Consider the following 12,666-nt stretch of genomic DNA (forward strand, 5'->3'; position numbering starts at 1 on the left):
TGCACTCCTTAACGATCTTTCGGGTCGAGGGCATCACGCAAGCCATCGCCGATAAAGTTGAAACAAAACAGCGTCACCACGAGGAATCCCGCTGGGAACAACAGTAACCATGGAGAGACTTCCATCGAGTTCGCGCCATCACTCAGCAATGCACCCCAGCTGCTTAACGGCTCTTGCGTCCCCAACCCCAGGAAGCTAAGGAAAGATTCAAAGAGGATCATGCTGGGCACCAGTAGCGATGCGTAGACCACCACCACACCGAGTACGTTCGGTACAATGTGGCGAATAACAATGCCCGGCGTCGATACACCGCCAACTTGTGCCGCCTCAATAAACTCTTTACGCTTCAGACTCAGGGTTTGCCCACGCACAATACGAGCCATATCCAGCCAGGAAACCATGCCAATCGCCACGAAAATCAGCAGGATGTTTTGACCGAAAAAGGTCACCAGCAAAATGACGAAGAACATGAATGGGAAGGAGTTGAGGATTTCCAGCAGACGCATCATTACCGAATCCACTTTACCGCCCAGATAACCGGAAAGCGAACCGTAAAGTGTCCCCACGACCACTGCCACCAGTGCCGCAGCAACACCGACCATGAGTGAGATACGCCCGCCAATCGCAACGCGCACAAGCAGATCGCGACCGGATGAGTCAGTACCAAAGTAGTGACCGGACTCCATATCCGGGGCGCTGGACATCATCGCCCAGTCAGTATCGTCATAGGCAAACTGCGAAAGCATCGGTGCCAGGATGACAAATAACGCGATCAGCACCAGCACTATCAGACTGGCAACCGCCGCACGGTTATGCATAAAACGTCGACGTGCGTCCTGCCACAAGCTGCGCCCTTCGACCTCCAGCTTTTCACTGAAATTTTCCAGCGTCTCGCTGTTTTTCTTACTTAACATCATCGCGAGCTCCAGTATCAGTAACGGATTTTCGGGTCGATAACCGCATATAGCACATCGACAATGGCATTAAACAAAATGGTTAACGCACCAACCAGAATGGTCAGACTTAACACTAAGGAATAGTCACGGTTCAATGCGCCATTAACGAACAATTGCCCAATCCCCGGTAAACCATAAATGGTTTCGATGACCATAGAACCGGTAATAATGCCGACAAATGCAGGGCCCATATAGGAGAGCACGGGTAACAGAGCAGGTTTTAATGCGTGGCGTAAAATGATCCGCCGCATAGGTAACCCTTTCGCCCGGGCAGTACGAATAAAGTTGGAGTGTAATACTTCAATCATAGAGCCACGGGTAATACGCGCAATACTGGCGATATAGGCGAGTGACAACGCCACCATTGGCAGTATCATGAATTTAAGCGCACCACCATTCCAGCCACCGCCCGGCAGCCAATGCAAAATGATCGCAAATATCATGACTAATAATGGCGCAACCACAAAACTGGGGATAACAACCCCGGTCATTGCCAGCCCCATCACGGTATAGTCCCATTTGGTGTTTTGTTTTAATGCGGCAATAACGCCAGCACTAACACCCAGTATTACCGCAAGGAAAAATGCTGCGGCTCCCAGTTTGGCAGAAACGGGAAAACTGGATGCAACCAGGTCGTTGACCGAATAATCTTTATATTTAAACGATGGACCGAAATCACCATGCGCCAGTTGTTTCAGGTAGCTGAAATACTGTGTCATGATCGGATCATTAAGATGATATTTCGCTTCGATATTGGCCATCACTTCTGGCGGTAAAGTACGTTCGCCGGTAAAAGGGCTTCCCGGCGCGAGGCGCATCATGAAGAACGAAATAGTAATAAGAATAAATAGCGTCGGAATCGCTTCCAGACAGCGACGTAGAATAAATTTTAACATTGCCCTACCTTCTGGCCTGTGCCTTCTGTAATGCGATAAAAATCAGACACCGTGGAGCAGGACACGCCTGCCCCACGTATTGCCATTAGTGCTTCACAATGTACATATTCCGGGTGTAGGTATTATCCAGCGGATCTTTGCCGGTATAGCCACCAACCCACGGTTTCACCAGACGCGCATTCACGTAGTAATAAACAGGAACAATGGCCGAATCCTTATCCAGCTGTTGTTCTGCTTTAGTGTACAGAGCTGTGCGCTGCGCCTCGTCAGTCGCTTTCAGCGTTTCCGCCATAATGCTGTCAAAGGCCGGGCTCTTATAATGCGCGGTATTCATCGAGCTGTTCGACAGCATGGTGTTCAGGAAGGAAGTTGGTTCGTTGTAGTCTGCACACCAGCCTGCACGGGCCACATCAAAAGTGCCCTGGTGACGGGTGTCGAGGAACGTTTTCCACTCCTGGTTAACCAGTTTGACGTTTACACCAATGTTTTTCTTCCACAATGAAGAGGCAGCAATTGCCAGCTTTTTATGCAGATCGGAGGTGTTATACAACAGGTTGATGGTTAACGGTTTGTCTGCGGTATAACCCGCTTCAGCCAGCAGTTTTTTCGCTTCTTCGTTACGTTTTTCCTGGCTCCAGCCAAACCATTCCGGCTGAGTCAATTTTGCGCCATCAGTATACGGTGGAGTGTAACCATAGGCGGGCATGTCGCCCTGCGCTTTCACTTTATTAACAATGATATCGCGGTCCATACCCAGTTTCAGTGCGGTACGCACACGTACATCGTTAAATGGCGGTTTCTGGTTGTTAATTTCGTAATAATAAGTGCACAGGTATGGATCAACGTGAACTTCGTCCGGGATCTCTTTTTTCAGCTTCTGGAACAATTCGATCGGCATGTTGTTATAAGTCATGTCGATTTCACCACTACGGTAGCGATTGACATCGGTAACTTCAGAAGCAATAGGCAAATAGGTTACCTGGTTAATAACGGTTTTCGCGTTGTTCCAGTAGGTCGGGCTGCGTTCAAGAACGATTCGTTCGTTTACGACCCAATCTTTTAAGGTATAGGCACCGTTGGTGACGATATTACCAGGCTGGGTCCATTTTTCGCCGAATTTCTCGATAGCGGCTTTTGGCACCGGTGAAGTTGACGGGTGAACAAGTAATTTATAGAAGTACGGAACGGGTTCACTTAAGGTGACTTCTAATGTGTGATCATCAATAGCTTTCACGCCGAGATCGGTAATCGGTTTTTTCCCTTCAAGAATTTCATCAATACCGGCGATATGCCCATATTGCAGATAACTGGCATACGGAGAAGCGGTGTTCGGATCAACAGAACGTTGCCAGCTATACACAAAGTCTTGGGCTGTGACTGGCGTGCCATCAGACCATTTCGCATCTTTACGCAAATGGAAGGTCCAGACTTTCGCGTCTTTATTATCCCAGGATTCAGCGACGCCAGGTGCCGGATGGCCGTCAAGATCGCTGACCAGTAAGCCTTCAAACAGGTCTCGGCTGATATTAGACTCCGGAACACCTTCAATTTTGTGCGGATCTAATGACTGAACTTCTGAACCATTGTTACGTACCAGCGTTTGTTTTTCCGCCAGTGTGACGCCTGCGGGTACATCAGCTGCCAGCGCGACATTCCCTGCCATAAGCGCAGCCAGAACGCTAGCTGCTACTAAACTTCTCTTGGTGATGTTGGTCATTGTTTTTTGGACTCCCTCATTATAATTACTGGTATTAACCAGCATGTGTAATCCCGGATTGGGACCCTGCACAGGCTCGGAGACTTTCTGCTGTCAGGTTACTTTATCGTTACGTATTTCTATCACCGACTTTATTTATTCTGGTGATTCAGACGATCACCTTATGTCGATTCGTACTGTGTCTCCCCTGTCGAGACACATTATTCTTTCGCGACGCTCTTTAATTGTTAATTATTCTCATTACCAATAAAGAATCGTCTGGCGGTTGCCCGGAAAGTACCAAATGCGCTTCTTACTCGCCAATACATTTTGCAAAATTGTTAAGCAATTCTCTTTTATTGACCGTATCAAAATCTATAGCTTGTATCCATGTCTTAACAAACATCTTTCAATTCAATCAAATAGAGATTGGTTAAGCATGTCTATCTTTTCTGATTACAGTTTCAGTAGTGAAATGCACAATAATTTAACAATTGATTGTTATTTAGCACTTTCCTCTACCAAAGGCAGTGGAATTACTAATATCATTTCAATTATTCTTCAGCAAGCCCAGGATTATGATGTGGCGAAAATAACATGATGGTGAGGAGAAGCAGTTAAGGAAATCCTTATAACCAACTGTAATTTAAGAAGAATATTTTTACCCATTCCTTTTGCTTTTGATAACTGCACCGGAACAAAGTAAAAATAATGACGAAGTAAACGGAGCATGGCAGCTCCGTTTCATTTGAAAGGAATTAATTAAGCAAGCCGGGGAAAATCCCCTTAATACCAGTAACGATAAATTCAATCCCCAATGCCATCAGCAATAGCCCCATAATACGCGTGATCACGTTGATGCCGGTTTGGCGTAAAACCCGTACCAGCCACGGTGCCATGCGGAACAATCCCCAGCAACATAAAGCGAACAATGCAATAGCCACAAAGAAACCAAACAGATAGCTAATGCTGTGATAACGCGTACCCCAGACGATGGTAGAACTGATCGCCCCTGGCCCCGCCATCAACGGCAACGCCAACGGCACCACACCAATGCTTTCACGTACCGCGGTTTCTGATTTTTCTTGCTTGTTCTGTTTATCCTCGCCAAGCTTGCCGCTGATCATCGACATCGCTATTGTCACCACCAGGATGCCACCGGCGATACGGAATGAATCAATTGATATACCAAAAAGTTGTAGAATCGTGTCGCCGAGAAAAAGCGAGATCCACAAGATAATGGCCACAGACAGGTTGGCTGTAAGGTTCGTTTTGTTTCGCGCTGCCGCTGTCTGATAACTGGTCATGCTGATAAAGACGGGAATAATCCCTACCGGGTTGACCAGCGCAAATAACCCGATGAAAAATTTGAAGTAAACGGGAAAATCAAAAAGGGTCTGAATCACGGTTAGCTCCGAAGCAAAAGCCGGATAATGTTAGCCATAAATAAGGTTAAAAAGACGCGCTGACAATACGCCTTTTGACAGCATTTTTCACCTCCTAACTACTTAAAATTGCTATCATTCGTTATTGTTATCTGGTTGTGCAAAACATGATAATGTAGCCAACAAATCATACTACAATTTATTAACTGTTAGCTATAATGGCGAAAAGCGATGCTGAAAGGTGTCAGCTTTGCAAAAATTTGATTTGGATCACGTAATCAGTACCCAGAAGTGAGTAATCTTGCTTACGCCACCTGGAAGTGACGCATTAGAGATAATAACTCTAATGTTTAAACTCTTTTAGTAAATCACAGTGAGTGTGAGCGCGAGTAAGCTTTTGATTTTCATCGGTTAAGCAAATCATCACCGCACTGACTATACTCTCGTATTCGAGCAGATGATTTACTAAAAAAGTTTAACATTATCAGGAGAGCATTATGGCTGTTACTAATGTCGCTGAACTTAACGCACTCGTAGAGCGTGTAAAAAAAGCCCAGCGTGAATATGCCAGTTTCACTCAAGAGCAAGTAGACAAAATCTTCCGCGCCGCCGCTCTGGCTGCTGCAGATGCTCGAATCCCACTCGCGAAAATGGCCGTTGCCGAATCCGGCATGGGTATCGTCGAAGATAAAGTGATCAAAAACCACTTTGCTTCTGAATATATCTACAACGCCTATAAAGATGAAAAAACCTGTGGTGTTCTGTCTGAAGACGACACTTTTGGTACCATCACTATCGCTGAACCAATCGGTATTATTTGCGGTATCGTTCCGACCACTAACCCGACTTCAACTGCTATCTTCAAATCGCTGATCAGTCTGAAGACCCGTAACGCCATTATCTTCTCCCCGCATCCGCGTGCAAAAGATGCCACCAACAAAGCGGCTGATATCGTTCTGCAGGCTGCTATCGCTGCCGGTGCTCCGAAAGATCTGATCGGCTGGATCGATCAACCTTCTGTTGAACTGTCTAACGCACTGATGCACCACCCAGACATCAACCTGATCCTCGCGACTGGTGGTCCGGGCATGGTTAAAGCCGCATACAGCTCCGGTAAACCAGCTATCGGTGTAGGCGCGGGTAACACGCCAGTTGTTATCGATGAAACTGCTGATATCAAACGTGCAGTTGCATCTGTGCTGATGTCCAAAACCTTCGACAACGGCGTAATCTGTGCGTCTGAACAGTCTGTTGTCGTTGTTGACTCTGTTTATGACGCAGTACGTGAACGTTTCGCAACCCACGGCGGCTATCTGTTGCAGGGTAAAGAGCTGAAAGCTGTTCAGGATGTTATCCTGAAAAACGGTGCGCTGAACGCGGCTATCGCTGGTCAGCCAGCCTATAAAATTGCTGAACTGGCAGGCTTCTCTGTACCAGAAAACACCAAGATTCTGATCGGTGAAGTGACCGTTGTTGATGAAAGCGAACCGTTCGCACATGAAAAACTGTCCCCAACTCTGGCAATGTACCGTGCTAAAGATTTCGAAGACGCGGTAGAAAAAGCAGAGAAACTGGTAGCTATGGGCGGTATCGGTCATACCTCTTGCCTGTACACTGACCAGGATAACCAACCGGCTCGCGTTTCTTACTTCGGCCAGAAAATGAAAACGGCTCGTATCCTGATTAACACCCCGGCTTCTCAGGGTGGTATCGGTGACCTGTATAACTTCAAACTCGCACCTTCCCTGACTCTGGGTTGTGGTTCCTGGGGTGGTAACTCCATCTCTGAAAACGTTGGTCCGAAACACCTGATCAACAAGAAAACCGTTGCTAAGCGAGCTGAAAACATGTTGTGGCACAAACTTCCGAAATCTATCTACTTCCGCCGTGGCTCCCTGCCAATCGCGCTGGATGAAGTGATTACTGATGGCCACAAACGTGCGCTCATCGTGACTGACCGCTTCCTGTTCAACAATGGTTATGCTGATCAGATCACTTCCGTACTGAAAGCAGCAGGCGTTGAAACTGAAGTCTTCTTCGAAGTAGAAGCTGACCCGACCCTGAGCATCGTTCGTAAAGGTGCAGAACTGGCAAACTCCTTCAAACCAGACGTGATTATCGCGCTGGGTGGTGGTTCCCCGATGGACGCCGCGAAGATCATGTGGGTCATGTACGAACATCCGGAAACTCACTTCGAAGAACTGGCGCTGCGCTTTATGGATATCCGTAAACGTATCTACAAGTTCCCGAAAATGGGCGTGAAAGCGAAAATGATCGCTGTCACCACCACTTCTGGTACAGGTTCTGAAGTCACACCGTTTGCGGTTGTAACTGACGACGCTACTGGTCAGAAATATCCGCTGGCAGACTATGCGCTGACCCCGGATATGGCGATTGTCGATGCCAATCTGGTTATGGACATGCCGAAGTCCCTGTGTGCTTTCGGTGGTCTGGACGCAGTAACTCACGCCATGGAAGCTTATGTTTCTGTACTGGCATCTGAGTTCTCTGATGGTCAGGCTCTGCAGGCGCTGAAACTGCTGAAAGAATATCTGCCAGCGTCCTACCACGAAGGATCTAAAAATCCGGTAGCGCGTGAACGTGTTCACAGTGCAGCAACTATCGCGGGTATCGCGTTTGCGAACGCCTTCCTGGGTGTATGTCACTCAATGGCGCACAAACTGGGTTCCCAGTTCCATATTCCGCACGGTCTGGCAAACGCCCTGCTGATTTGTAACGTTATTCGCTACAACGCGAACGACAACCCGACCAAGCAGACTGCATTCAGCCAGTATGACCGTCCGCAGGCTCGCCGTCGTTATGCTGAAATTGCTGACCACCTGGGTCTGAGCGCACCGGGCGACCGTACTGCTGCTAAGATCGAGAAACTGCTGGCATGGCTGGAAACGCTGAAAGCTGAACTGGGTATTCCGAAATCTATCCGTGAAGCTGGCGTTCAGGAAGCAGACTTCCTGGCGAATGTGGATAAACTGTCTGAAGATGCATTCGATGACCAGTGCACCGGCGCTAACCCGCGTTACCCACTGATCTCCGAGCTGAAACAGATTCTGCTGGATACCTACTACGGTCGTGATTATGTAGAAGGTGAAACTGCAGCGAAAAAAGAAGCCGCTCCGGCTAAAGCTGAGAAAAAAGCGAAGAAATCCGCTTAATCAGTAGCGCTGTCTGGCAACATAAACGGTCCCTTCTGGGGTAATGCCAGTCAGTTAAGCAACTGACTGGCTCTTTTTCGGGGCTGTGGGGTATTTCCAGGGCCTCTCTTTTACCACTCTCGGGAAGGCCCTTTCCCTTCTTGTCGGTAATTTCACAAGTTGTCCCATACTTGCAAGATCGCGCATCAGCTCCGGTATACGTCCCGGTGAAGCGCCCTGCAATGTCATCAGCATTCTCATCACCATTCCGCATGATTCTGAGAAACTCAGTTGATTCGGCCAGTAACCTTTCAGATGTTCCGCCATTTTAATCATCTGATATCTCACCAGATTATAAGCCAGTAAGACACCCCACAGCTCTTGCTCCACAAGCTCCGGCTTTTTACTTCTCAGCGTCAGCCTGCTCAGTTGCATCGTCTGTTTTATCTCCCTGTATCCCAGTTCGATTTCCCAGCGATGACTGTACAGATCCCCCATTTCTCCTCCGGGGAAGCGCATGGCGTCCGTCATCGACGTCAGCAGATGGCAGACTTTTCCTTTGCGCGTCACGGTCAGCAGGCGGGCTGTTACTTCATTTCCCAGTCCCGGCCACTTTTTTCGTGCCTGCGGGCTGGTTTTCAGCTTCACCAGATGATCGCCTTTACCCAGTTTTCTGATCTCTTCATATTGCGCTCCCTTTCTGAGAGGTATCATCCAGTGGCGGTGTTCTCCCGCCAGGCTCCAGGCATTTAACAGTCCCAGTGAGTAATAACCTTTATCCATTAACGTCAGAGTGTTATCGCCGGTTTGTTCTATAAGTTGCTCAGCAAGCTCATTTTCGCTGTTCTTCATCGTGCCGAAGGCTGCAGCCGTCAGCAGATGGCTGGTCAGTTCCATCTGGCAGACCATTTTGACCTGCGGGTAGAGCGCCGGGTTCCCGGCATGTGTCTGGCGGGGGAAGGCTGCATCGTTCTCTGGTGTATCCGGTGTGCGCCAGAACACACCATCGATGGCCAGCAGGGTCAGGCCGCACCAGTGCGGATGCGGCGTGGCGTTATGCCAGAGCTGCGCTGTTTTCGTGAACACGCGGCGGACAGCCTCACTTCCCAGGCGCTGGCGGGCCTGAATAACGGCACTGGGGGCAACGAAGGGGCGATTGCCTGGCAGCATGATGTCCAGGCGATTCACAATCTGGTGAAGAGGTTCTTTACGCTCAAGCGCCATGCCAACAATACACCAGACCATCATTTCGAGGGGAAGACGGCGCTTGCGTAGCGTTACAGTACCTGATTCGGCAAGGCAACGAGAGATGAGTTCGGGGTCGAGGTAATCCCCCAGAGAAGTCAGTGGGTTACGCAGAGAATCGTAACGGGATACCAGATCAAGAGCCTGTCCAATGTGCATAAAAAAATCCGGAAACAAGTGAGCGTTTCCGGATTCTTACACAGCCACTGGATCGGTCAACTGATCCTTAACTGATCGGCATTACCCTTCTGGGGCCGTTTTTTTGTTTTACCCAAAGCATCTTTCCCATAAACCGACAGCATTTGCCTTCATCATATTTACGGTGATGTATAACGCCTACACACAGCGATATTGTACTTTACAGGTCACTAGTCAACGTCACTGTAAAAGCGCTCTGTGAGGGGTATAGCGGCGTTAAAGAACTGTCGAGAAGGGTATATACACCGGATGTAGTGAGTAAAACGAACTGACAGGATAAAAGCGCCCTGCTCACCCTGTCAGTAAAGAAATTCTTATTAATCGTGGCGATGCCTTTCCTGAATAGCCGTTAATGAGCCGACTTCTAACGCTTCTTTATAGTGTTTACGGCATACAGAAACGTAGCGTTCATTACCACCAATAACCACCTGCTCACCTTCGTTATAAGGTCTGCCTGCTTGATCAAGACGCAGCACCATGCTTGCTTTGCGGCCACAAAAACAGATGGTTTTTAATTCAACCAGTTTGTCGGACCATGCCAGTAAGTATTGGCTGCCAATAAATAACTCACCTCGAAAATCGGTACGTAAACCATAACAAAGTACGGGTATATCGAGTTGATCGACAACCTCCGATAATTCATATACTTGTTGTCTGGTTAAAAACTGGCATTCATCAACCAGTACGCAATGAATTGCCTGCTGTTCATGTTCCGCACGAATCTCATCAAATAATGATGAATTTTGGTTAAATAATTTTGCAGGCGATGACAAACCTATACGCGAACTGACTTTCCCGGCACCAAAGCGATCGTCAATTTCTGCCGTATATACGACAGTGCGCATGCCGCGTTCCTGGTAATTGTATGAAGATTGCAACAATGCTGTAGACTTACCCGCATTCATTGCGGAATAGTAGAAATATAGCTGTGCCATCAGCCACAGGCCCTCAATGATATGAATTAAAGTTGGCTGGAGTTTATCATAATTCGTCAGTTTTTCAGCTCAACAGTATGCACAGAAGTGGTATATGCGTTCTCCCTTACGAAGCCTTGCATAATCCTTCTGAGCTATCATTACAACTGCCTCGCTTGTTATAAGCGGGTAAATGACTGCTGGTAACTATTCACAATCTTTAACCTGTTGCGCAAGTAATAGCCCTCTGTTGACCTCCTGGAGATAGTGCAATACTAAGTCCCTGCTCTTATTGCGACTGTTCTACTTTTCATCATTCGCTTAATAGGGAATTCTCGTAAACACGACTAATACAGAAGACTGAAAGGTCGTCAGCCTACGATAATCTCCCCATAAAATGTGACATGAATCAGGAAGTTTTAACCTCACGTGCTGCGAAATCATCGGCGCAAATAGGGCTATATGCCGCGTCTTTTCTGGCTAATTTTATGAAAAGATATTTATTGGCGGCACAAAATAAAGAACAATTTTGAATTCCTTACATTCCTGGCTATTGCACAACTGAATTTAAGGCTCTATTATTACCTCAACAAACCACCCCAATATAAGTTTGAGATTACTACAATGAGCGAAGCACTTAAAATTCTGAACAACATCCGTACTCTTCGTGCGCAGGCAAGAGAATGTACACTTGAAACGCTGGAAGAAATGCTGGAAAAATTAGAAGTTGTTGTTAACGAACGTCGCGAAGAAGAAAGCGCGGCTGCTGCTGAAGTTGAAGAGCGCACTCGTAAACTGCAGCAATATCGCGAAATGCTGATCGCTGACGGTATTGACCCGAACGAACTGCTGAATAGCCTTGCTGCCGTTAAATCTGGCACCAAAGCTAAACGTGCTCAGCGTCCGGCAAAATATAGCTACGTTGACGAAAACGGCGAAACTAAAACCTGGACTGGCCAGGGCCGTACTCCAGCTGTAATCAAAAAAGCAATGGATGAGCAAGGTAAATCCCTCGACGATTTCCTGATCAAGCAATAATCTTTTGTAGATTGCACTTGCTTAAAAATCCCGCCATCGGCGGGATTTTTTATTGTCCGGTTTAAGACAATTTAATAAGAATAAGCTATAAAAAAACGGCGTCGATTGCTCAACGCCGTTTCGTGGATAACACCGATACGGATGTTACTTCTTAATGCCCATCTCTTCTTCAAGCCAGGCTTTAAATTCCGTACCAAGGGTGTTATGACGAATACCGTATTCAACGAAGGCCTGCATGTAACCTAATTTATTACCACAGTCATGGCTCTTCCCTTTCATATGATAGGCTTCCACCGTTTCTTTTTCGATCAGCATATCAATTGCGTCGGTGAGCTGAATTTCATCACCAGCTCCCGGAGGGGTTTTTGCCAGCAACGGCCAAATATCCGCGCTAAGTACGTAACGACCCACAATAGCGAGATTAGACGGCGCAACATCCGCTTTTGGTTTTTCAACCACGCCAACCATAGGTACGCTTTCACCCGGCGCTAATTCAACGCCTTTGCAATCCACAACGCCATATGCGGTCACATCAGCAACCGGTTCAACCATGATCTGGCTATGACCCGTTTCATCAAAGCGGCGGATCATCTCTGCCAGGTTATCCTGTGACAAATCGGATTCATATTCATCCAGAATAACGTCAGGCAAAATAACAGCCACAGGTTCATCACCCACTACCGGGTGAGCACACAATACCGCATGTCCCAGGCCTTTCGCCAGCCCCTGACGAACTTGCATAATAGTCACGTGCGGCGGACAAATAGACTGCACTTCATCAAGCAGTTGACGTTTTACACGTTTTTCCAGCATTGCTTCCAGTTCAAAACTGGTATCAAAGTGGTTTTCAATAGAGTTTTTAGATGAGTGAGTAACCAGCACAATTTCAGTAATGCCAGCCGCAATACATTCATTCACGACGTATTGAATTAATGGCTTATCGACAAGTGGCAGCATCTCTTTCGGGATGGCTTTCGTCGCCGGCAACATCCTGGTTCCTAATCCCGCAACGGGGATAACGGCTTTTTTGACTTTCGTATTAATGGCAGCCATTTAAATTCTCCTGGACTGTTCGTGTTTTGAACGTGTTCATATTTCTGTATCGCATCCCAGTATATCAGCACCCCGAAGGGGCTAAGTTCTGAAAAGGATGCGAGTTAGCATAATTAAGACAATTACTTATACG

Annotated in this window: 11 protein-coding genes; 3 read left to right on the forward strand and 8 right to left on the reverse strand. The window is 47.4% G+C overall.

What is annotated here, in order from left to right:
• Positions 1–8 precede the first annotated feature (8 nt).
• From oppC to oppA, 3 genes are all read right to left on the reverse strand, one after another.
• Complete coding sequence (oppC, locus tag ACK8NJ_RS13230) at positions 9–917, reverse strand: oligopeptide ABC transporter permease OppC (protein WP_000979659.1); 909 nt, start codon at positions 915–917, stop codon at positions 9–11.
• A 14-nt stretch (positions 918–931) separates the two neighbouring features.
• Entirely contained in the window at positions 932–1,852 is a 921-nt protein-coding gene (gene oppB, locus ACK8NJ_RS13235; RefSeq protein WP_000911112.1) for an oligopeptide ABC transporter permease OppB, read from the reverse strand.
• An 85-nt stretch (positions 1,853–1,937) separates the two neighbouring features.
• Complete coding sequence (gene oppA, locus ACK8NJ_RS13240; RefSeq protein ID WP_220418188.1) at positions 1,938–3,569, reverse strand: oligopeptide ABC transporter substrate-binding protein OppA; 1,632 nt, start codon at positions 3,567–3,569, stop codon at positions 1,938–1,940.
• Between the two features lie 283 nt (positions 3,570–3,852).
• Here oppA and ACK8NJ_RS13245 point away from each other — a divergent pair, with 283 nt between their 5' ends.
• Positions 3,853–4,149 (forward strand): hypothetical protein, encoded by a 297-nt coding sequence (locus ACK8NJ_RS13245; RefSeq protein WP_024044064.1) that lies wholly within the window; start codon positions 3,853–3,855, stop codon positions 4,147–4,149.
• Positions 4,150–4,306: 157 nt separating this feature from the next.
• Here ACK8NJ_RS13245 and ychE (ACK8NJ_RS13250) read toward each other — a convergent pair whose 3' ends face one another.
• The gene (ychE, locus tag ACK8NJ_RS13250; protein WP_000616773.1) at positions 4,307–4,954 is read right to left on the reverse strand and encodes an NAAT family transporter YchE; all 648 of its coding nucleotides are present in this window, start codon (positions 4,952–4,954) and stop codon (positions 4,307–4,309) included.
• A gap of 30 nt (positions 4,955–4,984) precedes the next feature.
• Complete coding sequence (gene ychE, locus ACK8NJ_RS13255; RefSeq protein ID WP_211180492.1) at positions 4,985–5,038, reverse strand: protein YchT; 54 nt, start codon at positions 5,036–5,038, stop codon at positions 4,985–4,987.
• Between the two features lie 392 nt (positions 5,039–5,430).
• On the opposite strand from ychE (ACK8NJ_RS13255), the gene adhE reads away from it, so the two are divergent.
• Positions 5,431–8,106 carry a bifunctional acetaldehyde-CoA/alcohol dehydrogenase gene (gene adhE, locus ACK8NJ_RS13260; protein WP_411961693.1) on the forward strand — a complete coding sequence of 892 codons (2,676 nt, stop codon included), beginning with the start codon at positions 5,431–5,433 and terminating at the stop codon, positions 8,104–8,106.
• Positions 8,107–8,160: 54 nt separating this feature from the next.
• On the opposite strand, the gene ACK8NJ_RS13265 is transcribed toward adhE, so the two are convergent.
• Entirely contained in the window at positions 8,161–9,507 is a 1,347-nt protein-coding gene (locus ACK8NJ_RS13265) for an IS4-like element IS4 family transposase (RefSeq protein WP_024195936.1), read from the reverse strand.
• Positions 9,508–9,845: 338 nt separating this feature from the next.
• Positions 9,846–10,463 carry a thymidine kinase gene (gene tdk, locus ACK8NJ_RS13270; RefSeq protein WP_000068076.1) on the reverse strand — a complete coding sequence of 206 codons (618 nt, stop codon included), beginning with the start codon at positions 10,461–10,463 and terminating at the stop codon, positions 9,846–9,848.
• A 603-nt stretch (positions 10,464–11,066) separates the two neighbouring features.
• Here tdk and hns point away from each other — a divergent pair.
• Positions 11,067–11,480, forward strand: coding sequence for a histone-like nucleoid-structuring protein H-NS (gene hns / locus ACK8NJ_RS13275; RefSeq protein WP_001287378.1), 414 nt, complete (start codon positions 11,067–11,069; stop codon positions 11,478–11,480).
• A 144-nt stretch (positions 11,481–11,624) separates the two neighbouring features.
• Here the strand turns inward: hns and galU are convergent, their stop codons facing one another.
• Positions 11,625–12,533 carry a UTP--glucose-1-phosphate uridylyltransferase GalU gene (gene galU, locus ACK8NJ_RS13280; RefSeq protein WP_000718995.1) on the reverse strand — a complete coding sequence of 303 codons (909 nt, stop codon included), beginning with the start codon at positions 12,531–12,533 and terminating at the stop codon, positions 11,625–11,627.
• Positions 12,534–12,666: the final 133 nt, after the last annotated feature.

It is taken from the genome of Escherichia sp. F1 (genome assembly GCF_046764225.1).
Lineage (GTDB): Bacteria > Pseudomonadota > Gammaproteobacteria > Enterobacterales > Enterobacteriaceae > Escherichia > Escherichia coli.